Source organism: Altererythrobacter sp. CAU 1644, from assembly GCF_029623755.1.
GTDB classification, from domain to species: domain Bacteria; phylum Pseudomonadota; class Alphaproteobacteria; order Sphingomonadales; family Sphingomonadaceae; genus Erythrobacter; species Erythrobacter arenosus.
In genome coordinates this window covers 360563-383381 of record NZ_CP121106.1, presented here as the reverse complement: position 1 = coordinate 383381, position 22819 = coordinate 360563, and the positions used below count along the sequence as shown (strand labels likewise).

The following is a 22819-nucleotide window of genomic DNA, read 5'->3' as shown; positions in this document are numbered from 1 at the left end:
ACGCGACCGAACTATTCGACGGGGTCGGCGGCTGCTGCTGCCGGCCCCGTTTCCGTTTGGGGTAGGGCAATCACCTCGACCGCATCCCCCGGTGCCAGGTATTTGCGCGCAACCTGGCGGATGTCTTCAGGCGTCACCGCGCGGATGATCGCAGGTGCGGCGAAATAGCGGTCGAGGCGCTCCGATTGGCTCTGGGCATTGTCAGTCAGCGACATCCAGCCGCCCAGCGACTTGAGCATATTGGCGTAGTTTTCGAGCATCGGCTCGCGTGCCCGGTCGAGCAGGTCGACATCTAACGGCCGCTCGGCAAATTCTGACAGCAAATCCGCAATCGCGGCCCGTGTCGCTTCGACTTCACTCACGTCAACCGATGCCGTGATGCTGAAGGTACCGTAGCCTGGATAGGTGCGCGTCGGTGAGCTGCTGGCCGAGGGCGAATATGTCTTGCCGAGCTCTTCGCGCAGCTTGTCCTGCAGGGCGATCCGGATGACACGCTCGAGCAATTCGAGCCTGAGCGTTTCGCCCAGGTCGCTATCGTCAGTGGTCGGCCAAGTCATGCGTACAAGCGCCTGGTCGGGCTCCCCGCGGTGCATGATCCGGTGGCTGATGCGCTGCGATGTGAATACGCGCTGACGGGCTTCCTCGCGCGGCAGGAAATCGGTCTCCCGCGGAGGAAGTGCGCCGAGCGTCTGGGCGACCGCTGCAATGGCCGCGTCCTCATCGAAATCACCGACCAGCGCCAGCTCGATCGCGCCATGCGACAGCCGGTCGGCGATATCGGATCGGAGCTTCGCAAAATCGAGTGTCTCGAAGGCTTCGCGCGATTGCAGGGTGAAACGAGGATCGTTGTCCGACAGAATCCCGCCCAGGCTGTTGCTGACCGCGCTGCCCGGGGTGGCATCGAGCCTGGCAAAGAACTCGTCGAGGCTGCGGCGGTACCTCTCGATTGCCTCGCCGCGGTAGCCCGGATCGGTGATTGCCGCGGCCAGCAATTGCATCTGCAGTTCGAGATCCTTCGGCCTGGTTCCGCCACTGAAGCGGAAGGCGTCCGAAGTCGATGACAGCGAGAAGCGCACGGTACGACCGGCGAGGACGGTCTCGAGCTCGTCCTGACTGTGCTTGCCGAGCCCGCCTGCTGGAAGCGAGGATACCAGCGCGGTCTTGAGCGGATCTTCCCGCGTGTTGAGCAGGTTGCCGCCATCGAGCGAAAGTCGAAAGCTGATCTGGTCCTTGCGGATATCGGTCTGCTTGAGGTTCAGCATCACGCCATTGGCGAAGCGAATCAGGCGCAGGCCCAATCGCTCATCCCGGGTGTCGCTAACAACGGTGCCGGGCTCGCCAAAATCGGTGTAGGCAAATTCTGCCGCTTCGCTCGTTTGCGGAGGCAGGATCGGGAGGGCGACGAGTTCATTCCAGGCGCTGCGCAACGCGCTCTCGCCTCCTGCGGGTTCGGTGCGACCCTGGAAGCGGATCATCGGATCTTCGAGCGGCGCTGCTTCGGCGAGGAGCGCGGCCAGCGTCAGTTCGGGTGTGATCGCATCGGCGTAGGATTCGAACCTTTCCAGCGCGCTTTCGGGCGTGGAGGGCACCGACTGTTGCTCGACCAGCGCGAGGGCCGATTGAACCAGGGCACTGTTGGTGCGGGTTTCGCTGCTCCGCGTGGCGTTTTCCAGGCTGCTGCGCAGCCTTGCCAACTGCTCGGCAACTTCGGCCTCGCTGAAACCGTGCGCCAGGGCGCGGCGCAGCTCCGCAGTCGCGGCCGCGAGACCCTTGCGCCATTCACCGTCGGCAGTGTCGACAACGAGCCGCGTCATGCGGCCGTCCTCGAATATGTCGCCCGTCCCGAAACCGGCGCTGCGGAAGGGGGCGTTCTCGCCGCGCGCAAGCGTGGCCAGACGGCGGTTCACGATGGCATAACCGATCTGCCGCAACACATCCTCGCGCCGCTTGGCGAAGCTGTCGGGCCGGTCTTCCCACGCCCCAAAGCTGCTGACGACGACCCGTTCGGACAGTGCCGGATCGACATAGATGTCGGTCTCGCTGCGCCGCGTCAGGTCGACCGGGCCAGTCTCCGGTTCGACGGGATCGGGCCCGCCGCGCCACTCGGCGAAGTGGCGGTGAACCAGTTGCTCCATCGTCGCGATGGGGAAATCACCGACCACCACCACGACGGTATTCTCGGGCACGTAAGTCCGCTCGTAATAGCCGCGCAGGTCGGCAGCGGTAGCGCTTTCGAGCACTTCGATCGCCCCGATCGGCAGACGATCGATGAAGCGCGCGGCAGGCGAAGCGAAGGTCAATTCGTCGATGGTCTGCTTGTAGGCGTAGTTGTTGCGGTCACGACGTTCCGAGAGGATGACGCCGCGTTCGCGCTCGACCGCTTCCTGTTCGATCAGCAGTTCGCTCGCCGTTTCGCGCATCAGCATCAAGGCGGTGTCGAGCAAGGCCTCGTCGTTACGTGGCAGGTTGAGCATGTAGGTGGTGGTTTCGAGCGATGTCGTGGCATTGGTATCGGCGCCGAACGACAACCCCTCTCGTTCGAGGAGCTTGACCATCTCCCCTTCGGGAACGCGCTTCGAGCCGTTGAAGGCCATGTGTTCGAGAAAATGCGCCAGGCCGCGCTCGCTGTCGGTCTCATCGAGCGAGCCCGAACCGATGTGAAGCCGCACGAGCGCCGTCCCTTCGGGCGTGGCATTCTGGCGCAAGATGTACCGCACGCCATTATCGAGCCGACCGAAGCGAAACTCGGTGTCGACCGGGATGTCGCTGCCTTCGACGCCCCAGTCTGCGGCATTCCAGCCCGCAGCCGCGGGAGGCGAATCTTCGGCGGTCAGGGCGCTCGAACAAAGCAGGAGCGCGGCAAAGGAAAGCGTCAGGCGGGACTTCATCATCATGTGCTGCCCTATGGCGCGGGGCGTGACAATCAGATGAATGTGGTTTTCCCTTGCGGCGCTTATGGTTCTTCAACCTGCGCGCCGCTAAGCAATTCCAATGCCGACGCTCGACCTCGTCTATAACCCTGTCTCGGGGAGTTTCCGGAAGGATCGGATGGAGCGACTGGCAGCGGCATTCGAGCAGCGGGGATTTTCGGTCGAGAAGCTCGGCACAAAAGCCGACGGCGCACAGCTTTCGGGACGCGCCGACCTCATCTGCGTCCACGGGGGTGACGGGACCTTGCGCGATACGATCCAGGCGATGATGGCGCAGGGGATCGATGTACCGCTGTGCATCGCGCGTTCCGGTACGATCAATCTCGTCGCGCGCGAGCTCGACTATCCCAAGGACCCCGAAAAGCTGGCGCAGAAGGTCGCCGACGCCTGGGCGCGCGGACCGGAGGGGTGGGTGCATTCGCCGCTCTATACGTTGGGTGAGATGCCGATCGCATCTTGTCTCAGCATCGGTCCCGATAGCCACGCTGTGGCGCAGGTTTCGGGCACGCTCAAGAAGCGGATCGGGCGCTTCGCCTATGCCGTCGCCATGCTGCGGCAGTTGCGCGAATGGCCGCGCAACCCGATGACGATCCGTGGCGAAATGGCGGAGGGCGCAGGCTTCGAATGCGAGGCGGAGGCTGCCATCGTCTCGCATGGCGCGCTCTATGCCGGGCCGTTCAGGCTCAGCCCCAAGGCGGCGCTCGCGGCGGATTCAATCGAGCTGATCACCCTACGGCGCTGTACACGCCTGGGCATGCTTGGTTTCGTGATCGCGGCGATGCTCCGCCTGCCGGTCGAGAAGTTCGCTTTTGCCGAAATCCGCAGTTGCCGCAGGGTTGCGTTCGATCGCTGCGTCACCCCGGTGCAGGTCGACGGCGATCACATGCCCGAGTGCGCCTTTGCAATCGGGCCGAGCGGACGCACGATCCGCTACGTCGTCTAGCAGCTACTTCTTGGGAGGCTTGGGCGTGCTGCGCAGCCGGCCGCGATGGGCCGAAAGGTCGAACACCTCGCCCGGACCGTTGTCATCGCCCTGCAGCAAGCCGAGACGTCGCGCGACTTCCTGGTAGGCTTCGCTCTCGCCGCCGAGGTCGCGGCGGAAACGGTCCTTGTCGAGCTTCTCGTTGGTCTTCATGTCCCACAGGCGACAGCCATCGGGGCTGATCTCGTCGGCCAGGATCACTCGGCTGTAGTCGCCGTCATAGATGCGCCCGAACTCGAGCTTGAAATCGATCAGGCGGATATCGATCGCCGCGAACATGCCGCACATGAAGTCGTTGATGCGGATGGCCATGCTGGCAATATCCTGCATCTCTTCGGGACCGGCCCAGTTGAAACAGGCGATATGTTCTTCCGCGATCAGCGGATCGCCCAGCGCGTCATCCTTGTAGTAATATTCGATCAGCGTGTGCGGCAGCGGTTCGCCTTCCTCGATGCCGAGGCGCTTCGAGATCGAGCCTGCCGCCACGTTGCGCACCACGACCTCGATCGGGATGATTTCGACCTGGCGCACCAGCTGTTCGCGCATGTTGAGGCGGCGGATGAAATGCGTCGGAATGCCGATATGCGCGAGGCGGGTGAAGACGTGTTCGCTGATGCGATTGTTGATCACGCCCTTGCCGTTGATCGTGCCCTTTTTCTCGGCGTTGAAGGCGGTCGCATCATCCTTGAAATACTGGATGATCGTGCCCGGTTCGGGGCCTTCGTAAAGGATCTTGGCCTTGCCTTCGTAGATCTGGCGGCGACGCGACATGGAGAGACTTCCTGCGAGAAAAACACATGGCCCCGGCTTGGCGAAACCGGTGGAGTCGCGCGGGCCGGGGCGAGGGCTTGGCCTTTACTCGCAAAGCAGCCGCAAGGCAATTGCGGCGGAGCGCGGCGGTTCAGGTCGTCTCGGAACTGGCCGGAATGCCCTCCTCGACTGCAGGAGCGTGGCTCGCCTTCATGCTGTCGATCAGCTTACCCAAGGTGGCGCGCTGGACCAGAACGCTGAACAGCACGGCGGCAAAGGTTGCGGCAAGCAGCAGGTCACGCGTCTCGCCTGCCGGGAGCGAGAGCGCCAGGGCGATCGAGATGCCGCCCCGCAGTCCGCCCCACCACAAGACGCGTCCGGCGCCCTTGGTGTCGAGGCGGGCAGCAGGGATGATTTTGATCGCTCCACCAACCGCGATGGCGCGCGCCGCGAGGGTGATCGCGATCGCGGCGAAGCCAAGGATGATGTGTGGGACGCCTGGGACCAGCGCGATCAGTTCGAGCCCGATGAGGAGAAACAGGACCGAATTGAGCAGTTCGTCGACCAGTTCCCAGAACTTGATCACGTAATCGCGAGTCACGTCGCTCATGGCATAAGTCACGCCGTGGTTGCCGATCAGCAGTCCCGCTACTGCCATCGCCAGCGGGCCGGAGATGTGGAACTGCATGCAGAGCGCGTAGCCGCCCATGACGATGGCCAGAGTAATCAGCACTTCGAGCGCATACTCGTCCATGCTGGCGAGCGCGCGGTAACCGATCCAGCCGAAGAGGAGGCCGACCAGCACCCCACCGCCAGCCTCGAGCGCGAATAGCCGCGCGCCTTCCGAAATCGAGAACTCTGCCCCGGTCACCGCCGCGCCGAGCAGGATGGTGAAGACGACGATGCCGACGCCGTCGTTGAACAGGCTTTCGCCGGCGACCGCGCTCTGGAGCGATGCGGGGACGTTTTCTTCCTTGAGCACGCCGAGCACGGATACGGGATCTGTGGGTGATATCAGCGCGCCGAACACGAAATACCAGATCGGCGCAATCGATAGGCCAAGCAAGCCGCCGACGCCCCAGGTGGCGAAACCGATCAGCACGGTCGAGATCATCACGCCAACAGTCGACAACAGCAGAACGGGGAACCAGCTCTGCCGGAGTCGCTCAAGGTCGACGTGGAGCGCGCCGGCGAACAGCAGGAAGCTCAGCATCCCCTCAAGCAGCGTGTCGGTAAAATTCATCGTTTCGAGCAGCCGAGCGACCGTGTCGTCGAGGGTCACGCCCGGAATGAAGGCATTGGCGAGCATCAGCCCGATCGCCGCAAGCGCGCCCATCACGGTTAGCCCGATCACATGCGGTAGCTTCAGGAAGTGATGGTTGAACCAGCCCAACAGGGCAGCGGCGACCACCAGCATGGCGGCAAGATCGAAAGCGGAAAGCGCGCTGTTGGCAGTCTCATGCATGGCGCAGCGATAGCGCGGCGATACGCAGGTGGCCAGCACGCGCCCTTTACAAAACCGTGTGGGCTGGCATTCCTGCTAGCGATCAATCTCGATTTGCAACGAAAGCCGATTGCCATGCTCGATACTGCTAGGCGCTTCGCCTACAACGAAGATCATGAAGCCTTCCGCGACACGGTGCGCAAGGTCTTGGCCGAGCATATCGAGCCGCATCTCGATCAGCACGAGGCCGACGGTATCGTCCCGCGCGAGGCGTGGAAGGCGGTGGGCGAGGCAGGCATGCTGTGCCCGACGGTGGCAGAGGAGAACGGCGGTCTGGGTCTCGATTTTGGTTTCAACTGCATCGTCAATGAAGAGATCTGCTACCTCGGCTCCTCCGCCGGTTTCACCCTTCAGAATGATATCTGCGCCAATTACTTCGAGCGGCTCGGCACCGAGGAGCAGCGCCAGAAATACCTGCCCGGCATGGTTTCCGGCGACATTATCACCGCAATAGCGATGACTGAACCGGGGGCGGGTTCGGATCTTCAGGGGATCCGAACGACGGCGATCGAGGATGGCAACCACCTCGTGATAAATGGCTCCAAGACCTACATCACCAACGGCCAGAATGCCGACGTGGTGATCGTGGTGGCCAAGACCGACCCGAGCCAGGGCGCAAAGGGCACTTCGCTGGTGCTGGTCGAGGCCGGCACCGAAGGGTTCGAGCGAGGGCGCAATCTCGATAAGATCGGCCAGCACTCGGCCGATACCTCCGAACTGTTCTTCACCGATGTACGCGTTCCCAAGACCAATATCCTTGGCGGTGAAGGTCGTGGCTTCATCCATCTGATGGAAGAACTGCCGCAAGAGCGCCTGTCGATCGCCGTCAGCGCCCAGGCCGGGGCGCAGCGCGCCTTCGACGAGGCGGTGAATTTCACCAAGGAGCGCAAGGCATTCGGCCAGACGGTGTTCGAATTCCAGAACACCAAGTTCACCCTCGCCGATCTCAAGGCCAAGCTCCAGGTCGGCTGGGCGCACCTCGACTGGGCAATCAAGCGGCACCTCGATGGAGAACTGACCACCGACGAAGCCTCTGCCGCCAAGCTGTGGCACACCGATCTGCAATGGGAAGTCTGTGACGCGGCGCTGCAGCTTCACGGCGGTGCTGGCTACATGAACGAATATGCGATTGCGCGGCTGTGGCGCGATGCGCGTGTCACCCGCATTTTCGGCGGCACCAACGAGATCATGAAGGAAGTGATCAGTCGGGCGATCTAGGGAGGCAGGATAGAATGAGCGACCCACTCGATTTTTCCGGCAAGCGCGTGCTCGTAATCGGCGGCTCGAGCGGGATCGGCAATGGAATTGCCCAGGCTTTCCGATCGCGCGGAGCGGAAGCGCATGTCACCGGCACGCGGCATGACGAAGGGGATTATCTCGAGAACGAGGATTGCGACTTCACCGGGCTCACCTATCACCAGCTTGACGTGACCGACCGAGACGCGGTTGACCAATTGGCGGGCGGGGTCGGCGCGATGGACATCGTCGTCTGCTGCCAGGGCGCGGTTCGCTACGGGCGGCAGGAATTCGAGCGCGCGGGCTGGGACTTGGTGGTCGACGTCAATCTCAACTCGGTGATGGATTGCGCGCGTGCCTTCCATCCCGGATTGGCCGAGCGCGACGGCTCGCTGATCATCGTCAGCTCGACCGGCGCCTTTCACGCGATGATCGGCAACCCTGCCTATGGCGCGAGCAAGGCTGGCGCGGCCAGCCTGGTCGGGTCGCTGGCGCAAGCCTGGGCGCGTGACGGCATCCGCGTAAACGGCATCGCTCCGGGCTTCGTCGCCACCAAGATGACGCGCGTGACGACCGAGAACGAGAAGCGCCGCGCGGGCGTGATCGAGCGGGTGCCGCTCAGCCGGATGGGCACGCCGGAGGACATGGCGGGCGCGGCACTGTTTCTTGCCTCGCCACTCGCCGCTTACATTACCGGACAGTCGCTGATCGTCGACGGCGGTCTATCGCTTTAGTTTTATAAGGATAGCGCATGAAATTCACCCGCCTAGGAAACTCCGGTCTCAAGGTATCGCGCCTCTGTCTCGGCTGCATGAGCTATGGCGACACCAGCAAGGGCTGGCACGGCGACTGGCTGCTCGACGAGGAACAATCGCGCCCGCATTTCCGCCATGCGCTCGAGAGCGGGATCAATTTCTACGACACCGCCAACGTCTATGCCGGTGGCACGTCTGAGGAGATCACCGGCAAGCTGCTGCGCGAGATGGCGAAGCGCGACGAGATTGTCGTAGCGACCAAGGCCTTCTTCCCATGGCGGCAGGCTCCAAATGCTGGCGGGAACTCGCGCAAGGCACTGATGCAGGCGGTGGATGACAGCCTCGCGCGGCTGGGCATGGACTACATCGACCTGTTCCAGATCCACCGCTGGGATAGCGAGACGCCGATCGAGGAAACGATGGAGGCGCTGCACGACATCGTGAAAGCGGGCAAGGCGTTGCATATCGGCGCATCGTCCATGTTTGCGTGGCAATTCGCCAAGGCGCAGGAAGTTGCGCGCGCCAATGGCTGGACGCGCTTCGTGTCGATGCAGAACCAGCTCAACCTGCTCTACCGCGAGGAGGAGCGCGAGATGCTGCCGCTCTGCGCTGAGGAAGGCGTGGGCGTAATTCCTTGGAGCCCGCTCGCGCGCGGCCGGCTGACCCGCGCACCCGATGAGGAGACGGTGCGCAGCAAGACCGATGGCGTGGGCAAGGCGCTCTACAAGGATGACGATGCCGCCGATCGCGCGATTATCGAGGCGGTGGGCGAGATCGCCGACGCGCGCGGGGTAAGCCGCGCGACCGTTGCGCTGGCATGGCATTTCACCAAGCCGCAGGTTTCGGCCCCGATCATCGGGGCGACCAAGCCGCACCATATCGACGATGCGGTCGCAGCGACCGAGGTCGAGCTCAGCGAAGAGGAAGTGGCGACGCTGGAAAGCCCCTATCGCGCCAAGTTCCCGACCGGCATGGGCATGCCCCTTCCGCCGATGGACCAGGTATCGGTCGTCGAGGGTTAGCGTGCATCGCTTGTCGCGAAGGGCGAGAAATCGGTATTGCTGTCGTAGATGTCGACGCCTTCGGCCCGTTTGAGGCGGTTCACCACCAGATAGGTCACCGGCGTCAGCACGGCCTCCCATACGGTCTTGATGATCCATTGCGAGATCACGACCTGCATCAGCGTTTCGGGCGGCCATCCGGCGAGTCCCCAGAACGCGAGCGGGTAGAAGATCAGGCTGTCGAGGCCCTGTCCGACAACGGTCGAACCGATCGTCCGCATCCATAGGAAGCGCCCTTCTGTCCAGACCTTCATCTTGGCGAGCACGATCGAATTGGCGAATTCGCCGACCCAGAAGGCGGTCATTGAGGCAAGCACGATGCGCCAGCTGTTGCCGAAGACGTTCTCGTAGTCGCTCTGGAACGGCCAGCCCTCAGCCGGCGGCAGCTTGACCACGACCCAAGCCATGAATGCCATGAATGCAAGCGCAGCAAAGCCGGTCCAGATCACGCGGCGCGCGCGGGCATAGCCATAGACCTCGGTCAAGACGTCGCCGATAATGTAACTGATCGGGAAGAACAGCACCCCGGCGCCGAAGATCCAGGTCTCGCCGCCCGGCAGGCTGATGTAGCTCGGTTTCGAAGCACCGATGATGTTCGACAACAGCAGGATCGCGACGAATGCCGCCATCACGAGGTCGTAATAGCGGAAGCTCTGCGGCGCCTTGCTCGTGCGGACGGGTGAGGGTTCGTTATCCATCGATTGCCTGCCTATCCGCATTTGAAAGCGCGGAAAAGCGCGCTAATGCGGCAGCGGCGCGCGCCCGTAGCTCATCTGGATAGAGCGCGAGACTTCTAATCTTGAGGCAGCAGGTTCGAGTCCTGCCGGGCGCGCCAACCATCTGGCATCCGATCTACCCCCGCATCACGCTGTCAAGCGGTTCGCCGGTCACCGGATAGCCAAGGTCTTCGCCGATGTTTAGCCAGGTCTTGCCTTCGAGCTCCGCCATATAGGGCGTGATCGTGCGTACCGGGATCGCCTCGGCCTGGGCCCTGGCTTCATCGTAGCTGGAAAAGAGTGCCAGCCGTTCAAGATTGCGGCGCGTCGGAAAGATGACCTTGATCTCGCCCGCCTCGGCCGCGTCGAGCGCACCCTGCGCAGTGGTCCAGAACAAATGCGTGTTTTCCGATAGGTCCGCCTCGATATCGACCGCACCGGTGCCGAGGTTGGCGAGGTAGAACCGCGTATCGTAGACGCGCGGAATGCGCTCGTTCTTGGGAAACCACCGCGCGAAGGGCGTGAGCTGGCCAAGATCGAGCGACCAGCCGAATTCGTCGAGAACCGGGGCGAGGGCGCCCGTTTCCAGCAGGCGGTCGCGCGCCGCGTGGGCTTTTCCTGCCGTCACTTTGCCCGCCAAGCCGATTGCAAGTGCAGTCTCTTCGAGCGTCTCTCGCACGACGGCAATCTGATGCGCCGCCTCGTCCAGTTCGAGGCCGGTGTCGAGATTCTTGGCAAGTTCGAAATCTGCCGGATCGACGCGTCCGCCGGGAAAAACCGCCATTCCGCCTGCAAAGACCATGTTGCGCGAACGGATCGTCATCAGGATTTCCGGAGGGCTGCCCTCGGCGCCGTTGCGAAAGATTATCACCGTTGCGGCGGGGATCGCGTCGGGCGGGCTATCGGTTGCGTTGCTCATCGCCACTGGTTCTGGCCTGAACCCGTAAGAAAGCCAAGCCCGGTCGAGAGGATGCTTGTCGGGAAAGTTTACAGGGCGGGGCGTGGCAAATTTCTGTTAAGCATGAAACTCCGCAGTTTTCCGGGGCTTGCCATTTTTGGCACGGCCCATGCAAAGTTACAGGCATCCCAACTGGTCTTCGACATGAGGCGGGACCACCCTGGTCTCCCGGTCCCGCCTCCCCGAAACAAGAAACCGCCCCAAGGTAACCCCCGGGGCGGTTTTTTTGTTGAGTTGAGGACGCGCGCGTCAGCTTTCCGCTTTGGCGACCTGCTGTTCGTCGAGCATCTGCTGAAGTTCGCCCGCCTCGAACATCTCCATCATGATGTCGCTGCCGCCGACGAATTCGCCCTTCACATAGAGCTGCGGGATGGTCGGCCAATCGGAGAACGCCTTGATGCCCTGACGGATCTCCATGTCCTGCAGGACATCGACGCTCTCGTAGGAGACACCGCAATGATCGAGGATCGCGACCGCGCGGCTCGAAAAGCCGCACTGGGGAAAGAGTGGCGTACCCTTCATGAAGAGCACGACATCGTTATCGCCGATGATGGAGGAAATGCGAGAATTGACGTCGGACATGGCTACCGGACCTGACTTTAGAATTATGCTGCGACTTAGTTGGGAACGGCGGTGGTCAGTTGCAAGGCGTGGAGGGCGCCGCCCATCCGGCCACCCAATGCCTCGTACACCAGCTTGTGCTGCTGCACCCGGCTCTTGCCGGCAAACTGCGGAGCCGTGACCTTGGCCGCCCAGTGATCGTCGTCGCCGGCCAGATCCTGCAACTCGATCTCTGCGCCCGGCAGTGCCTCGGCTATGAGGCGCGTGATTTCATCGCCGCTCATCGGCATGTCGAAATTCCCCGTAGGTCTACGATTTGAACTAGACTTCGCCCATCAGCTGGCGGCGCGCCTCGATGTTCTTTTCTTCAAGCTTGCTGCGGATGTCGGCCTCGGTCACGTCGCATTCGGCGGCGGTGAGATCGCCCAGAAGCTTGCGGATCACGTCTTCGTCACCCGCCTCTTCGAAATCGGCCTGGACGACCGCCTTCTTGTAGGCGTCGGTTTCTTCTTCGGTGAGGCCCATGAGACCGGCGGCCCACTCACCCAGCAGGCGATTGCGGCGTGCTGCGATCTTGAAGGCGTTTTCCTCGTCGAATGCGAATTTGGCTTCTTCACCGCGTTCGCGGTCTCTGAAATCGGTCATGGGGTCCCCTCGGGAATTGCTATCCCATTCAAAATAGGGTGCTGCGCACTCCGCGGCAAGGTTCGCGAAGGCCGAATTTCGTCAATCCATCGTAACGACGAGCTTGCCCACCGCCTGCCGGCTCTCAAGCTTGGCAATGGCTTCGCCGCCGCGTTCGAGCGGGAATGTCTCGGACACCAGCGGATCGATCTTGCCGTCCTTCATCAGTTGGAACAGCTCTTCAACCTGTTGGCGGAATTTGACAGGTTCGCGTGCGGTAAACGCGCCCCAGAACACGCCCGCAATGTCACAGCTTTTCAAGAGCGTGAGGTTGAGCGGCATCTTGGCGATTCCGGCCGGGAAGCCGACCACGAGGAAGCGGCCCTCCCACGCGATTGAGCGCAGGGCGGGCTCCGAGTACTGGCCGCCGACGATATCGTAGACAATGTTAGCACCCTCGGGGCCGCATGCGGCCTTGAAGGCATTGGCAAGTTCCTTGGAGGCATCCTTGTCCATCTCGCCCCTGGGATAGATCACCACCTCGTCAGCGCCGGCGTTGCGCGCGACTTTGCCTTTCTCCTCGGACGAGACTGCCGCGACCACGCGCGCACCGAATGCCTTGGCGAGTTCGACTGCAGAAAGCCCGACGCCGCCCGCGGCGCCTAGTACCAGGACGGTGTCGCCTTCCTTGATGTGGCCGCGGTCCTTTAGCCCGTGGATCGTGGTGCCATAGGTCATCAGGAGCGAGGCGGCCTTCTCGAACGAGACACCATCGGGCACCGGGAACATGCGCCCTGCCGGCACGACTACCTTTTCCGCCAGGCCACCATTGCCGATTCCGGCCATGACCTTGTCACCCACCGCAAAGCCTTCGACTCCTTCGCCGATGGCCTCGATCACCCCGGCGATCTCGCCGCCTGGCGCGTAGGGCCGCTGCGGCTTGAACTGGTACAGGTCGCGGATCATCAGCGTGTCGGGATAGTTGATTGCGCAGGCCTTCACATCGACCAGCACCTCGCCCTTGCCGGGAGTGGGCACACCGACTTCATCAAGCGTAAGTGTGTCCGGTCCACCGACTTCGTGCGTGCGAAGTGCCTTCATACTGCAATCTCCGTTCCCTTGGTAAGCCACGGCAGCGTCGCGCCGAGCCTCTTTTCATATCCTGCGATGGCGTCGTCGCGCTCCAGCGTCAGGCCGACTTCGTCGAGCCCGTTCAGCAGGCAATGCTTGCGAAACGGGTCTATCTCGAAGGCGAAGCGATCCTGGAAAGGGGTCGTGACGGTCTGGGCTTCCAGATCGACGTGGATCTGCTCGGTTTCCGCGACTTCCATCAACCGATCGATCTGATCCTGTGGCAGTTCGACCGTCAGGATACCGTTTTTGAAGGCGTTGCCCGAAAAAATGTCCGAAAAACTTGGCGCAATCACGGCCCTGATACCGAGATCGAGCAAGGCCCAGGCGGCATGCTCGCGGCTCGAACCGCAGCCGAAATTGTCGCCGGCGATCAGGATGGGTGCGCTTGAGTATTCTGGATCGTCGAAGATGTTGCCTTCCTGAGCACGAATGGTTTCGAACGCTCCCTGGCCCAGCCCCTCGCGGCTGATCGTCTTGAGCCACTCGGCAGGAATGATGACGTCGGTATCGACATTCTTCGCGCCGAAAGGGTAGGCGCGGCCTTCAATGGTGGAAACCTTGTCCATTATTTCGCCGACTCCGGAAAGGCGGGGAGGCGATTCAGATGGCGCGCATCGTGCTGGATCACCACCGTAGCATCGAGCGATTTGGCAATGGCGTTGAAGCGTTCGAACGATGCCAGCGTATCGGCGCGATTGGTATTGAATGTCGGGACGCCGCGATTGGTGACCTGCTCCTCGAAATGGTAGAGATCGCCAGTCAACAGGACGTCACCCTTTTGCGGCAAGCGCACCAGCAGGCTGGTGTGACCAGGCGTGTGACCAGGCATGGCCTTTATGATCACCGAACCGTCGCCGAAAACATCATGATCGTGCGGTATCGCGGTTACAGGCGATGGAGTTTCACTCAGCCACGGCGCAAATGGCCGCGGATCGATCAGCGGGTTAGGCTCCGCGGTCGACTTTACGATATCCCAATCGGCCGCCCCGATCAGCAATGTCGAGCTGGGAAAGGCGGTGAGCTGGCTGGTGTGGTCGAAATGGTAGTGGCTGACGCCCACAAAGGTGACCCGTTCCGGGGCAACGCCTATATCGCCAAGCTGGTCGACGATCGAGCGCTCCATCGAAACCGTGAAGGGGCCTTCCGTCATCGTGGTCCCGACGAGATCTGCTGTCAGCCCGGCATCCCACAGCAGGTAGCGGTCGCCGTTGCGGATCAGATAGCAGCTGACGATGAGTTCGAAGGATTTCCCGTCATATAGATGGGCGTCGGAGAATGCGCCCAGATCTGACGTAGTGAGTTCGCCGCAATCGAGCCGCCACATCTCCAGGTCGGGGGTATCCTGCGCCAAGGCCTGTGGCGCGAGTACGGAGCCGGCCAGTACGGCCGCTACGGCGATCAGTTTTCTCATCAGACTCTCCCCCTTCGATTAGGCGGCGTTCAGTCGGTTTCGGGGTTCTCGCCCGAAGGAATCTTGCCCGGCTGCGTCGGCTCGTTCTTCTTCTTGCGCTTGCCTGCATAAAGCAGAGCGGCGGCGATAGCGGCGGATCCGATGGCGGCAGCGCCTAGGGCGGCCTTGCCTTTGAGGTTCTTGGTCATGGAATTCTTTTGGTGAGGGTCATGAGCGAACGCAAGGACTAACGGGTGAATTCACGTACATCTGCCAGCCTACCGGCGACTGCGGCGGCCGCAGCCATCGCGGGTGAAACCAGGTGGGTCCGGGCTCCGGGCCCTTGTCGACCTACAAAATTTCGGTTGGAGGTCGAGGCGCACCGCTCGCCCGGTGGGACCTTGTCGGGGTTCATGCCGAGGCAGGCAGAGCAGCCTGGCTCGCGCCACTCGAATCCGGCAGCGGTGAAAATCTTGTCGAGACCTTCCTCTTCGGCTTGGGCCTTCACCAGGCCGGAGCCTGGAACAACGATCGCCCAGCGCACGCCCGGTGCCTTCGTCCGGCCGCGCAACACTTCCGCTGCTGCGCGCAGATCCTCGATCCGGCTGTTGGTACAACTGCCGATAAAGACGTTTTCGATCGCGACGTCCTGCATCCGCGTACCAGGCGTAAGCCCCATATACTCAAGGCTTTTCTGCGCCGCCTGCCGCTTCGACGCGTCGGCAAAGCTTTCGGGTGAGGGCACAGTTCCGCCAATCGCTACGACATCTTCCGGGCTGGTGCCCCAGGTGACTGTCGGCTCGACGGTAGACGCGTCGATTGTCACGGACTTGTCGAAGGTCGCGCCGGGATCGGTCTGGAGTGTACGCCAGTAAGCGACGGCAGCGTCCCACTCCTCGCCCTTTGGCGCTAGCGGACGCCCCTTTAGATAGGTGAACACGGTCTCGTCGGGCGCAATCAGCCCGGCACGCGCACCACCCTCGATGCTCATGTTGCAAACGGTGAGTCGTTGCTCGACGCTCATCGCCTCGAACACCGGACCGCGATACTCGATGACGTGGCCGGTTCCGCCGGCGGTGCCGATGACGCCGATAATGTGAAGGATCAGGTCCTTGGCGGTAATGCCCGGACCGAGCTCGCCCTCGATCCGCACTTCCATCGATTTCGAGCGCTTGAGCTGCAGCGTTTGTGTCGCCAGCACATGCTCTACTTCACTGGTGCCGATGCCGAACGCCAACGCACCGAGCCCGCCATGGCTGGCGGTGTGCGAATCTCCGCAGACGATTGTGGTGCCGGGCAGCGAAAAACCCTGCTCGGGTCCGACGACATGGACAATTCCCTGCGCCGCCGCGGTAGCATCGATATAGCGAATGCCGAAAGCAGGAGCATTGGCCTCGAGCGCGGCAAGCTGGGCCGCGCTTTGCGGATCGGCGATAGGGATGCGGTTGCCGGCTGCGTCGCGCCGGGGCGTAGTGGGAAGATTGTGATCGGGGACCGCCAGTGTCAGTTCGGGGCGCCGAACCTTTCGACCCGACAGCCGCAGCGCCTCGAAGGCTTGCGGGCTTGTGACCTCGTGGACAAGGTGGCGATCAATATAGATCAGGCTGGTTCCGTCGTCGCGGGTCTCCACGACATGCGCGTCCCAGATTTTTTCATAGAGTGTGCGGGGGCGACTGGCCATGGATCGGGCCTAGGCTCTGCGCCCCGGAATGGGCAAGATGGGAAAACTTGGTCCGGCTATAGCTTCAGGCGGGAACCTGTTGGGCGCGTTCATGACGGCGTGCATTCTCTCGGAAGTCGCGCACTTCGCTTGTTTGATATCTCGCCCAACAATTTTGGTTGGCAAAGGCGCGGATGGTCGCAGATTTATTCTTTGCACAGAGCCCTGTGGTCATTGATTCGCAATGATTGCGTGTTTAACTGACAGATATGTCAGCAACGCCCTTTGCCTTTTCGATCAAGGTCCTGCCCGAGGATATCGATTTCATGGGGCACGTGAACAACGCGCGCTACCTCAACTGGGTGCAGGATGCGGTGCTGGCGCATTGGCGCAAGCTCGCCCCGGCCGATGAGGTGGCCAGCAAGGCCTGGGTCGCGCTCAAGCATGAGATTACCTACCGCAAACCCGCCTTTCTCGAGGACGATGTCATGGCGCAGACCGTGCTCGAACATTTCCAGGGTGCACGGGCGTTCTATCACACCGTGATCTCACGCGGCGAAGAGGTGCTTGCGGAAGTGAAATCGAGCTGGTGCTGCATCGACGCAGAAACGCTCCGCCCTGCGCGGATCGGCGAACATCTGCGCAGCTTCTTTTTCCCGGACGTCTGATCGACTATACTGCCGGGCATGCCCGACTGGCTCCTTCCGATACTGATCGTTTTCGCCACCATCCTTGCGATGGAGTGGGTCGCGTGGGCGAGCCATAAATACATCATGCACGGCTTTGGATGGGCTTGGCATCGCGACCATCACGAGCCGCATGACAATGTCCTCGAGAAGAACGATCTCTACGCTCTCGTCGGCGCGGCCATGAGCATCTCGATGTTTGCGATCGGATCACCCCTCGTCATGGGAGACGGTGCCTGGTGGCCGGGTACATGGATTGGCCTTGGCATTCTCTTCTACGGCATCATCTATACGCTGGTTCACGATGGACTGGTTCATCAGCGCTATTTCCGCTGGGTGCCGAAGCGCGGTTACGCCAAGCGATTGGTGCAGGCGCACAAACTCCACCATGCGACGATCGGCAAGGAAGGCGGGGTGAGCTTTGGCTTCGTCTTTGCGCGCGACCCGACGAAGCTCAAGGCCGAACTCAAGGCGCAGCGATTGGCAGGAATAGCTGTCGTCAGGCCAGGCGCCGGGGATTGATCGAGTGAGCGCGGACCTGGAAATTCGGGTCCAGCCCATCGTCCCAGGAAATCCTCCCGTCGCCATCATCGAAGACTTCGCAGAAGATCCGTCGGCTCTGCGCAAGCAGGCGATCATGTCTCCTTTCCGCCCGGCCCGCGAACACTACCCCGGTTTGCGCGCTGAGCTGCCGCGACAGTATTGGGTCACGCAGCAGCCGATCATCTCGCGCATCCTGAAGCGGGTCTACGGATTGGCCGGCGCGGTAGAATTGATCGACGCCAGCTTTTCGATGGTGACGTCCACGCCGGCGGAGCTTTCGATCCTGCAACGTATTCCGCACTGCGATGCTTTCAGCAATCGGCAGTTCGCCCTGATCCATTACCTCTCGCCGGATTTCAGCAACGGCACCGCATTCTTCCGGCATCGCTCGACGGGACTTCAGACCCTCAATGAAGGGCAGCGAGACCGCTTCTTCGATTGCTTGGAGGCGGAGTTCGAAGAGCATGGAACTCCTCCTGCCGACTATATTTTCGGTGACTCGCCGTTGTTCGAGCAGGTGCTGGCGATAGACGCGCGGTTCAATCGCGCCATTATCTATCCAGGAAACGCGCTCCACAGCGGGGTCATCCCGCCGGGTGCAAGACTGTCGACTGATCCGGCAGATGGCCGACTGACGATAACGGCGTTCTTCACTGTGGGTTGAGGGACGGTCGCCTCAAACCCGAACCCGCTACTCGTTCCGCGTCGCGATCCAGCTACCGGCGATTACGAGAATGGCTATCGAAATCCAGTACCAGGGCGAGCCGAGCGTATACCAGGTGAACACCGCGCCAGTCGCCATGGCGCCGATCGCCATGGTCTTCGCCCGGCGGCTGATGGCGCGGCGCTCGCGCCAGTCCTTGACCTGCGGGCCCCAGGTCGGATGGTCGAGAATCTTCTTTTCCCACTCCGGATTGCTGCGAGCAAAGAAATAGACCGCCAGCAGCAGGAACGGCACTGTCGGCATGATCGGCAGGAATGCGCCGACGATGCCGAGACCGACGGCGATCAAGCCCAGGGCGCTGTAGAGTGGCCGCATCACCATCGAATGCATCCTAGCCGGCAGCGATCCTGGCGGCGTGTTCCTTGACCAGCGCAATCATGTTGGGGACGCCCTGCGTGCGATTGGAGGAAAGCTGATTCCTGAGGTCGAATGGGGCGAGAACCTGGGAGATATCCATGTTGGCGACTTCATTAGCCGGTCGATCCTGAACTGCAGATATCACCAGCGCGACAATACCCTTGGTGATTGCTGCGTTGCTGTCGGCGAGGAAGTGCAGCTTTGCCGCATCGCCGGTTGGATAGACCCAGACCTGTGCCGAACAGCCGCGCACAAGCGTGGCATCGGTCTTGAGCGCAGCCGGCATGTCATCGAGTTCCCGGCCAAGCTCTATCAGCAGGCGATAGCGTTCGTCGCCTTCGAGGAATTCATACTCTGCAAGGATGTCGTCGAGGGTGCGCATGGCCGCGCCACTAGCGAGGGAATGCCGCCGCGTCCAACACTTCAGCCCGACAATCCGCCTTCGCGGGTAAACGCATAATAGATCACATAGAACCAGCTGAAGACCCCGTGGACAATGGCCCAGATGATCGACTTGTGGAGGCTCCACGAGATCGCGACTGCAATCGCGCTGCCGAGGCCGATGCCCGCTCGCGCGGCGTCGGTTCGGACGACAGTCAAAGGTCTACCCCGCTGGCGATCGCCTCGAGCTTCTTGATCCGCTCCTTGAGGTCGGCGATTTCAATCCGCGCAGCACCTACGCCGACGCCGCCTTCGACCTCGTGCGCATGGCTGTCGAGTTCGCGCTGCTTCAGCGCGAGCCAATCTTGCCATCCCTTGAGCATCGCGAAGGCGACCACACACAGGCCGATCAGCGATGCTGCCGCGATGATGAATGCTGGTTCGAACATTTCCTCATGTCCTCCTTGAACCTCGGCACTGGGCCTCGAATTGAACCTAACTGTCCTGCTTGTCGCGCAGGGCTTCGATCTCGGTTGCGATGCGTTTGGTTTCGGTGGCGTCGAGCGAATTGCCGTCGGTGGCGATCCGTTCGAGCACCTGGATCCTCTCACGCAGGGCTTCGATCTCCTTGCGCGTTTCCTGGTCTTCTTCGACTACGCGGTGTTGGTTGCCGTCCTTGTCGGTGGTGATCCCGTGCCGCGCTTTGATCGCCTGGACGATACCCCAGACAGCTATTGCGACGACCGCGACGATTGCCCAACTGCTCATCGTGCAACTTCCTTCTGGGATTCAATGCCATCCAGCTCGTGCAGGTCGCGCAGCTGTTCGATCTGCGTTGCCAGCGCATGGTTGCTGTCGGTGGCGATCCGCTCGAGCACGCGAACACGCTCTTCGAGTTTGCGGTAGGTTTCACCGCCTTTTCCGCCCTTGGCCTCTTCGGCGCGGGCGAGCAGCTCCAGCTTGCGCTCTTCGTGCATGATCGTTCTCAGATGTGCCTTCTTGGCAAAGGAGAGCAGCATCGAGGCCGCGATCAGGATGAAGCCGAAGATGATGAGAAGTTCAAAGTCCATCAGTTGACCTCCTTCTCTTCGCGCAGCCGGTCGATCTCGTGCGTCAGCTGATAGCCGCTATCGGTCACGATGCGCTCGACATTGGCGAGCCGATCTTTCAACGAGCCGAGCTCGGCGCGCAGTTGAGCATTCTCCTGGCTGAGTAGCTTGACCCGCTCGATCGACTCATCGTTCTTTTGCGGATAAATCGGCTTGCCCCAGCTGCTTTCCAGCGGATAGCCGTTGCGTACGCGAATCCAGGTGTTGACCACCCAAGCGATCGACATGCTGACGACGCCGATGCCCATCACGGCGGGGGTGATAATTCCGAAATCCATTATGCAGTTTCCTTGTTCGAGAAATCGAGCGACATCACGCTGCCGGTCTCGTCGCCGCGCTTGTCGCGCAGTGCTTCGATTTCTTCGGAAAGGCTGTAGCCGCGGTCAGTGACAATCTTTTCGAGCACGATCATGCGGTCTTGCATGGTGTCCAGCTTCTTGAGCAGTTCGCGATTTTCAGCGCGGAGCTGTTGCGCTTCTACAGTGTTGGATTTTTCAGTCGTGCCACCCCACTCGTTCTCGAGAGCGTAGCCATTCTTCGCGCGGATCCAGTTATTCACCAGCCAGCACGAGTAGCTCAGTGCGATGATCGCCAGGACAAAAACAGGGCTCCCCCAATCCATCACGCGGTCTCCTTCTTGGCGATCTCGAGCGGCACGCCGCTGCCAGCCTCTTCAACCTGGCGCGTGTCGCGCAGCGCCTCGATCTGGGTTGCGACGTCATAGCCGCGATCGGTCACAATCCGTTCGAGCACCTGGACCCGGTCTTCGAGCCGCTGGATCTGGCTCGCGTATTGCGCAGCCTTTTCAGCGCTGGCTTCAGCCGTGGCCCCGATTTGCATCTCCATCATCTTCTGGCGATGTTTCGACCAGATCGCGACGATCGGAATGGACACACCGATAATCGGAATGAGAAGTGCTAGAAATCCGGCATCCATAATTCAGTCCCTCCCCTTCCAGGCTCAGCGCAGGCGCTCGATTTCGGCATTCAGTCGCGGATTGCTCGAGACGTAGTAGGTCTCGACATCGGCCAGCCGACGATCCACGTCGCGGAAGCGGGCGCGGATCTCCCTGGCGGTGCGCTTGGGACTCTGCCGGACTCGCTGCCAATACTGCTGTTCGTCCTTGTCGACGTAGAGATTGGCGGGCTTCTTGTTCAGCAGGATGCCGGCGATGAAGTAGGCCGGGATCACCATGCCGCTCGTCATCGGGATGAGGAGCAGCGCGCCAAGGCGGACCCAGAAGGTATTAACCCCGGTGTAGTCCGCGATGCCGGAACAGACGCCCATCAGTTTCGCGTTGAACTTGTCGCGGTACAGCGTCGTGCGGGGGCTATTCATCGTGCACTTCCTTTCTTCTCGGCAAGCAGGTTCTCAAGCTCGCGCAACTGCAGATTGTCGCGTTCCTGGTCGGCGATCAGGCGCTTGGGCTGGAACTCGGGGTTGTCGCTCGCGACCAGGCGTTCGACCGTGTCCATCCGTTCGTCGAGGCGCTTGGCAAGCTGATAGAGCTCGTCCAGCAGCACTTCATCGTCGGTGGTGATGGTCGCGGCGGTTTTCCAGCGGGTGATGTAATGCAGGATCAGCCACGGAAGTCCGATCACAACCATGGGTATGATGAACATTTCTTCCACGGTCTTAGCCCTCCTTCTCGGCGCTATTCTTTCCCAGCGCCTTCTTCATCTGTTCAAGTTCGTCATCGATCTGGTCCGCGCCTTCGAGCGCGGCGATCTCGTCGGACAGGCTCGGCTTGCCCGACTGGTCGGCAATGCTTAGCGCTTCGGCGCGGCCTTCGGCGTAATCGACCCGGCGTTCGAGCTGGTCGAAACGGGCGAGCGCCTCGTCGGTCCGCTCGGTGCTCATCAGCGTGCGCAGTTTGACGCGGTTCTCGGCGCTTTCGAGGCGCGCGGCGATGGCGGTCTGGCGGCTGCGGGCTTCGCGAAGGCGATGCTGCAGCTTCTGAATGTCGGCCTCGTAGGCGCGCAATGCATCGTCGAGCACCGCGATTTCCTGCTTCAGCTGGTCGGCCATGTCGGCCGCTTTCTTCTTCTCGACCAGCGCTGCACGGGCAAGGTCTTCACGATCCTTGCTCAACGCCAGCTGCGCCTTCTCGCCCCAGTCGGCCTGGAGCTTGTCGAGCTTGACGGTGTGGCGGTGCATTTCCTTCTGGTCTGCGATCGTGCGGGCCGCGCTGGCGCGCACCTCAACCAGCGTCTCCTCCATCTCGAGGATGATCATGCGGATCATCTTGGCCGGGTCATCGGCCTTGTCGAGCATGTCGTTGAAGTTGGCAGCGATGATATCGCGAGTGCGGCTGAAAATGCCCATGAAGGCTACTCCATTGATGAAAGCGTCGTCACGCTGGCGTTCGGCGCTGGTACCTTGCGCCTGGGTTGGTGTTGGGCTGCGGCGCAGCTTTTCTATTTCGGCATCGAGGCGCGAGATGCGCTTGCCGGGAGGGGTTTGGGCCGGAGCGGAAGCGCTGGGACTGGAAGAAGCGCCTCCGGGGGGGGTATCAGAGGGGACTGAGCGCTCCGGCCCAATTTCGGTATTAGGTGTAGGCTTGGTCATGCGATCTCAACGAGTTCATGTTGAGGCGCCGACGCAAAGGCCGGGCTCGCATGCATCTGCGTGGAGAGGGCCACGAAGGCGGCCATCGCCGCGATGCTCGCGAGAGCAGCCTGTCCCAGCTTGGTCTGGAAGAAGCGGCGATTGTACATGTTCTCAAACTCCCTTGTGTTTCGTTCATCATTCAGCAAGG

The 22819-nt window shown here is 61.7% G+C and carries 33 protein-coding genes and 1 tRNA gene; 8 read left to right on the top strand and 26 right to left on the bottom strand.

What is annotated here, in order from left to right; genetic code table 11:
• Window positions 1-11: 11 nt before the first annotated feature.
• Window positions 12-2894 carry a M16 family metallopeptidase gene (locus P7228_RS02010; RefSeq protein WP_278016559.1) on the bottom strand — a complete coding sequence of 961 codons (2883 nt, stop codon included), beginning with the start codon at window positions 2892-2894 and terminating at the stop codon, window positions 12-14.
• Window positions 2895-2991: 97 nt separating this feature from the next.
• Between P7228_RS02010 and P7228_RS02005 the strand changes: the two genes are divergently transcribed.
• Complete coding sequence (locus P7228_RS02005; RefSeq protein ID WP_278016558.1) at window positions 2992-3873, top strand: diacylglycerol/lipid kinase family protein; 882 nt, start codon at window positions 2992-2994, stop codon at window positions 3871-3873.
• A gap of 3 nt (window positions 3874-3876) precedes the next feature.
• On the opposite strand, the gene purC is transcribed toward P7228_RS02005, so the two are convergent.
• Window positions 3877-4683: a phosphoribosylaminoimidazolesuccinocarboxamide synthase gene (gene purC, locus P7228_RS02000; protein ID WP_278016557.1), complete on the bottom strand. Its 807-nt coding sequence runs from the start codon at window positions 4681-4683 to the stop codon at window positions 3877-3879.
• Window positions 4684-4813: 130 nt separating this feature from the next.
• On the bottom strand, window positions 4814-6127 hold the full coding sequence (locus P7228_RS01995) for a cation:proton antiporter (protein WP_278016556.1): 1314 nt from the start codon (window positions 6125-6127) through the stop codon (window positions 4814-4816).
• 114 nt (window positions 6128-6241) lie between these two features.
• On the opposite strand from P7228_RS01995, the gene P7228_RS01990 reads away from it, so the two are divergent.
• From P7228_RS01990 to P7228_RS01980, 3 genes are read left to right on the top strand one after another with little or no spacing between them, the layout of a single operon-like run.
• Window positions 6242-7384 (top strand): acyl-CoA dehydrogenase family protein, encoded by a 1143-nt coding sequence (locus P7228_RS01990; RefSeq protein ID WP_278016555.1) that lies wholly within the window; start codon window positions 6242-6244, stop codon window positions 7382-7384.
• Between the two features lie 14 nt (window positions 7385-7398).
• Window positions 7399-8136 (top strand): SDR family NAD(P)-dependent oxidoreductase, encoded by a 738-nt coding sequence (locus P7228_RS01985; RefSeq protein ID WP_278016554.1) that lies wholly within the window; start codon window positions 7399-7401, stop codon window positions 8134-8136.
• Window positions 8137-8153: 17 nt separating this feature from the next.
• Complete coding sequence (locus P7228_RS01980) at window positions 8154-9179, top strand: aldo/keto reductase (protein WP_278016553.1); 1026 nt, start codon at window positions 8154-8156, stop codon at window positions 9177-9179.
• Here P7228_RS01980 and P7228_RS01975 read toward each other — a convergent pair.
• Entirely contained in the window at window positions 9176-9916 is a 741-nt protein-coding gene (locus tag P7228_RS01975) for a queuosine precursor transporter (protein ID WP_278016552.1), read from the bottom strand. The genes P7228_RS01980 and P7228_RS01975 overlap by 4 nt on opposite strands.
• 60 nt (window positions 9917-9976) lie before the next feature.
• Between P7228_RS01975 and P7228_RS01970 the strand changes: the two genes are divergently transcribed.
• Window positions 9977-10053: transfer RNA gene (locus P7228_RS01970), tRNA-Arg, on the top strand.
• 17 nt (window positions 10054-10070) lie between these two features.
• Here P7228_RS01970 and P7228_RS01965 read toward each other — a convergent pair.
• From P7228_RS01965 to leuC, 9 genes are all read right to left on the bottom strand, one after another.
• Window positions 10071-10853, bottom strand: coding sequence for an NUDIX hydrolase (locus tag P7228_RS01965; protein WP_278016551.1), 783 nt, complete (start codon window positions 10851-10853; stop codon window positions 10071-10073).
• A 288-nt stretch (window positions 10854-11141) separates the two neighbouring features.
• Window positions 11142-11474 carry a Grx4 family monothiol glutaredoxin gene (gene grxD, locus P7228_RS01960; RefSeq protein ID WP_278016550.1) on the bottom strand — a complete coding sequence of 111 codons (333 nt, stop codon included), beginning with the start codon at window positions 11472-11474 and terminating at the stop codon, window positions 11142-11144.
• 35 nt (window positions 11475-11509) lie between these two features.
• A complete protein-coding gene (locus tag P7228_RS01955) occupies window positions 11510-11743 on the bottom strand; it encodes a BolA family transcriptional regulator (protein ID WP_278016549.1) in 234 nt (77 codons plus the stop codon).
• A 31-nt stretch (window positions 11744-11774) separates the two neighbouring features.
• Complete coding sequence (locus P7228_RS01950) at window positions 11775-12098, bottom strand: DUF1476 domain-containing protein (protein WP_278016548.1); 324 nt, start codon at window positions 12096-12098, stop codon at window positions 11775-11777.
• An 81-nt stretch (window positions 12099-12179) separates the two neighbouring features.
• The gene (locus P7228_RS01945; protein WP_278016547.1) at window positions 12180-13178 is read right to left on the bottom strand and encodes an NADPH:quinone oxidoreductase family protein; all 999 of its coding nucleotides are present in this window, start codon (window positions 13176-13178) and stop codon (window positions 12180-12182) included.
• Entirely contained in the window at window positions 13175-13777 is a 603-nt protein-coding gene (leuD, locus tag P7228_RS01940; protein WP_278016546.1) for a 3-isopropylmalate dehydratase small subunit, read from the bottom strand. Before leuD ends, P7228_RS01945 begins: the two co-directional genes overlap by 4 nt.
• Entirely contained in the window at window positions 13777-14622 is an 846-nt protein-coding gene (locus P7228_RS01935) for an N-acyl homoserine lactonase family protein (protein WP_278016545.1), read from the bottom strand. Before P7228_RS01935 ends, leuD begins: the two co-directional genes overlap by 1 nt.
• Window positions 14623-14651: 29 nt before the next feature.
• The gene (locus P7228_RS01930) at window positions 14652-14810 is read right to left on the bottom strand and encodes an isopropylmalate isomerase (protein WP_278016544.1); all 159 of its coding nucleotides are present in this window, start codon (window positions 14808-14810) and stop codon (window positions 14652-14654) included.
• A gap of 38 nt (window positions 14811-14848) precedes the next feature.
• The gene (leuC, locus tag P7228_RS01925) at window positions 14849-16282 is read right to left on the bottom strand and encodes a 3-isopropylmalate dehydratase large subunit (protein ID WP_278016543.1); all 1434 of its coding nucleotides are present in this window, start codon (window positions 16280-16282) and stop codon (window positions 14849-14851) included.
• 248 nt (window positions 16283-16530) lie between these two features.
• Between leuC and P7228_RS01920 the strand changes: the two genes are divergently transcribed.
• The 3 genes from P7228_RS01920 to P7228_RS01910 are packed head-to-tail and all read left to right on the top strand — an operon-like array spanning window position 16531 to window position 18154.
• Window positions 16531-16929 carry an acyl-CoA thioesterase gene (locus P7228_RS01920; protein WP_278016542.1) on the top strand — a complete coding sequence of 133 codons (399 nt, stop codon included), beginning with the start codon at window positions 16531-16533 and terminating at the stop codon, window positions 16927-16929.
• Window positions 16930-16947: 18 nt separating this feature from the next.
• Window positions 16948-17469, top strand: a complete 522-nt coding sequence (locus P7228_RS01915; protein WP_278016541.1) for a sterol desaturase family protein — start codon at window positions 16948-16950, stop codon at window positions 17467-17469.
• Between the two features lie 4 nt (window positions 17470-17473).
• Complete coding sequence (locus P7228_RS01910; protein WP_278016540.1) at window positions 17474-18154, top strand: DUF6445 family protein; 681 nt, start codon at window positions 17474-17476, stop codon at window positions 18152-18154.
• Between the two features lie 27 nt (window positions 18155-18181).
• Here P7228_RS01910 and P7228_RS01905 read toward each other — a convergent pair whose 3' ends face one another.
• The 13 genes from P7228_RS01905 to P7228_RS01845 are packed head-to-tail and all read right to left on the bottom strand — an operon-like array spanning window position 18182 to window position 22778.
• Entirely contained in the window at window positions 18182-18535 is a 354-nt protein-coding gene (locus P7228_RS01905) for a YbaN family protein (RefSeq protein ID WP_430732492.1), read from the bottom strand.
• A 10-nt stretch (window positions 18536-18545) separates the two neighbouring features.
• Window positions 18546-18953: a SufE family protein gene (locus P7228_RS01900; RefSeq protein WP_278016539.1), complete on the bottom strand. Its 408-nt coding sequence runs from the start codon at window positions 18951-18953 to the stop codon at window positions 18546-18548.
• Between the two features lie 41 nt (window positions 18954-18994).
• Window positions 18995-19171, bottom strand: a complete 177-nt coding sequence (locus P7228_RS01895; protein ID WP_278016538.1) for a hypothetical protein — start codon at window positions 19169-19171, stop codon at window positions 18995-18997.
• Window positions 19168-19401 carry a hypothetical protein gene (locus P7228_RS01890; RefSeq protein ID WP_278016537.1) on the bottom strand — a complete coding sequence of 78 codons (234 nt, stop codon included), beginning with the start codon at window positions 19399-19401 and terminating at the stop codon, window positions 19168-19170. The genes P7228_RS01895 and P7228_RS01890 overlap by 4 nt, the downstream gene beginning before the upstream one ends.
• 46 nt (window positions 19402-19447) lie before the next feature.
• Complete coding sequence (locus P7228_RS01885) at window positions 19448-19720, bottom strand: hypothetical protein (RefSeq protein ID WP_278016536.1); 273 nt, start codon at window positions 19718-19720, stop codon at window positions 19448-19450.
• Window positions 19717-20022 carry a hypothetical protein gene (locus tag P7228_RS01880; RefSeq protein ID WP_278016535.1) on the bottom strand — a complete coding sequence of 102 codons (306 nt, stop codon included), beginning with the start codon at window positions 20020-20022 and terminating at the stop codon, window positions 19717-19719. Before P7228_RS01880 ends, P7228_RS01885 begins: the two co-directional genes overlap by 4 nt.
• Window positions 20022-20339 carry a hypothetical protein gene (locus P7228_RS01875; protein ID WP_278016534.1) on the bottom strand — a complete coding sequence of 106 codons (318 nt, stop codon included), beginning with the start codon at window positions 20337-20339 and terminating at the stop codon, window positions 20022-20024. The genes P7228_RS01880 and P7228_RS01875 overlap by 1 nt, the downstream gene beginning before the upstream one ends.
• A complete protein-coding gene (locus P7228_RS01870) occupies window positions 20339-20683 on the bottom strand; it encodes a hypothetical protein (RefSeq protein WP_278016533.1) in 345 nt (114 codons plus the stop codon). The genes P7228_RS01875 and P7228_RS01870 overlap by 1 nt, the downstream gene beginning before the upstream one ends.
• Window positions 20683-20997, bottom strand: a complete 315-nt coding sequence (locus P7228_RS01865) for a hypothetical protein (protein WP_278016532.1) — start codon at window positions 20995-20997, stop codon at window positions 20683-20685. The genes P7228_RS01870 and P7228_RS01865 overlap by 1 nt, the downstream gene beginning before the upstream one ends.
• 24 nt (window positions 20998-21021) lie before the next feature.
• The gene (gene pspC, locus P7228_RS01860; RefSeq protein ID WP_278016531.1) at window positions 21022-21399 is read right to left on the bottom strand and encodes an envelope stress response membrane protein PspC; all 378 of its coding nucleotides are present in this window, start codon (window positions 21397-21399) and stop codon (window positions 21022-21024) included.
• Window positions 21396-21683: an envelope stress response membrane protein PspB gene (gene pspB / locus P7228_RS01855; protein WP_278017684.1), complete on the bottom strand. Its 288-nt coding sequence runs from the start codon at window positions 21681-21683 to the stop codon at window positions 21396-21398. Before pspB ends, pspC begins: the two co-directional genes overlap by 4 nt.
• Before the next feature lie 13 nt (window positions 21684-21696).
• Window positions 21697-22629, bottom strand: a complete 933-nt coding sequence (pspA, locus tag P7228_RS01850; protein ID WP_430732491.1) for a phage shock protein PspA — start codon at window positions 22627-22629, stop codon at window positions 21697-21699.
• A complete protein-coding gene (locus P7228_RS01845) occupies window positions 22626-22778 on the bottom strand; it encodes a hypothetical protein (RefSeq protein ID WP_278016529.1) in 153 nt (50 codons plus the stop codon). Before P7228_RS01845 ends, pspA begins: the two co-directional genes overlap by 4 nt.
• Window positions 22779-22819: the final 41 nt, after the last annotated feature.

Coding starts and splice junctions, on each gene's coding strand:
- P7228_RS02010 (WP_278016559.1), bottom strand. CDS start 2,894: ATGATGATGAAGTCCCGCCTGACGCTTTCCTTTGCCGCGCTCCTGCTT.
- P7228_RS02005 (WP_278016558.1), top strand. CDS start 2,992: ATGCCGACGCTCGACCTCGTCTATAACCCTGTCTCGGGGAGTTTCCGG.
- purC (WP_278016557.1), bottom strand. CDS start 4,683: ATGTCGCGTCGCCGCCAGATCTACGAAGGCAAGGCCAAGATCCTTTAC.
- P7228_RS01995 (WP_278016556.1), bottom strand. CDS start 6,127: ATGCATGAGACTGCCAACAGCGCGCTTTCCGCTTTCGATCTTGCCGCC.
- P7228_RS01990 (WP_278016555.1), top strand. CDS start 6,242: ATGCTCGATACTGCTAGGCGCTTCGCCTACAACGAAGATCATGAAGCC.
- P7228_RS01985 (WP_278016554.1), top strand. CDS start 7,399: ATGAGCGACCCACTCGATTTTTCCGGCAAGCGCGTGCTCGTAATCGGC.
- P7228_RS01980 (WP_278016553.1), top strand. CDS start 8,154: ATGAAATTCACCCGCCTAGGAAACTCCGGTCTCAAGGTATCGCGCCTC.
- P7228_RS01975 (WP_278016552.1), bottom strand. CDS start 9,916: ATGGATAACGAACCCTCACCCGTCCGCACGAGCAAGGCGCCGCAGAGC.
- P7228_RS01965 (WP_278016551.1), bottom strand. CDS start 10,853: ATGAGCAACGCAACCGATAGCCCGCCCGACGCGATCCCCGCCGCAACG.
- grxD (WP_278016550.1), bottom strand. CDS start 11,474: ATGTCCGACGTCAATTCTCGCATTTCCTCCATCATCGGCGATAACGAT.
- P7228_RS01955 (WP_278016549.1), bottom strand. CDS start 11,743: ATGCCGATGAGCGGCGATGAAATCACGCGCCTCATAGCCGAGGCACTG.
- P7228_RS01950 (WP_278016548.1), bottom strand. CDS start 12,098: ATGACCGATTTCAGAGACCGCGAACGCGGTGAAGAAGCCAAATTCGCA.
- P7228_RS01945 (WP_278016547.1), bottom strand. CDS start 13,178: ATGAAGGCACTTCGCACGCACGAAGTCGGTGGACCGGACACACTTACG.
- leuD (WP_278016546.1), bottom strand. CDS start 13,777: ATGGACAAGGTTTCCACCATTGAAGGCCGCGCCTACCCTTTCGGCGCG.
- P7228_RS01935 (WP_278016545.1), bottom strand. CDS start 14,622: ATGAGAAAACTGATCGCCGTAGCGGCCGTACTGGCCGGCTCCGTACTC.
- P7228_RS01930 (WP_278016544.1), bottom strand. CDS start 14,810: ATGACCAAGAACCTCAAAGGCAAGGCCGCCCTAGGCGCTGCCGCCATC.
- leuC (WP_278016543.1), bottom strand. CDS start 16,282: ATGGCCAGTCGCCCCCGCACACTCTATGAAAAAATCTGGGACGCGCAT.
- P7228_RS01920 (WP_278016542.1), top strand. CDS start 16,531: ATGTCAGCAACGCCCTTTGCCTTTTCGATCAAGGTCCTGCCCGAGGAT.
- P7228_RS01915 (WP_278016541.1), top strand. CDS start 16,948: ATGCCCGACTGGCTCCTTCCGATACTGATCGTTTTCGCCACCATCCTT.
- P7228_RS01905 (WP_430732492.1), bottom strand. CDS start 18,535: ATGGTGATGCGGCCACTCTACAGCGCCCTGGGCTTGATCGCCGTCGGT.
- P7228_RS01900 (WP_278016539.1), bottom strand. CDS start 18,953: ATGCGCACCCTCGACGACATCCTTGCAGAGTATGAATTCCTCGAAGGC.
- P7228_RS01890 (WP_278016537.1), bottom strand. CDS start 19,401: ATGTTCGAACCAGCATTCATCATCGCGGCAGCATCGCTGATCGGCCTG.
- P7228_RS01885 (WP_278016536.1), bottom strand. CDS start 19,720: ATGAGCAGTTGGGCAATCGTCGCGGTCGTCGCAATAGCTGTCTGGGGT.
- P7228_RS01880 (WP_278016535.1), bottom strand. CDS start 20,022: ATGGACTTTGAACTTCTCATCATCTTCGGCTTCATCCTGATCGCGGCC.
- P7228_RS01875 (WP_278016534.1), bottom strand. CDS start 20,339: ATGGATTTCGGAATTATCACCCCCGCCGTGATGGGCATCGGCGTCGTC.
- P7228_RS01870 (WP_278016533.1), bottom strand. CDS start 20,683: ATGGATTGGGGGAGCCCTGTTTTTGTCCTGGCGATCATCGCACTGAGC.
- P7228_RS01865 (WP_278016532.1), bottom strand. CDS start 20,997: ATGGATGCCGGATTTCTAGCACTTCTCATTCCGATTATCGGTGTGTCC.
- pspC (WP_278016531.1), bottom strand. CDS start 21,399: ATGAATAGCCCCCGCACGACGCTGTACCGCGACAAGTTCAACGCGAAA.
- pspB (WP_278017684.1), bottom strand. CDS start 21,683: ATGTTCATCATACCCATGGTTGTGATCGGACTTCCGTGGCTGATCCTG.
- pspA (WP_430732491.1), bottom strand. CDS start 22,629: ATGACCAAGCCTACACCTAATACCGAAATTGGGCCGGAGCGCTCAGTC.
- P7228_RS01845 (WP_278016529.1), bottom strand. CDS start 22,778: ATGTACAATCGCCGCTTCTTCCAGACCAAGCTGGGACAGGCTGCTCTC.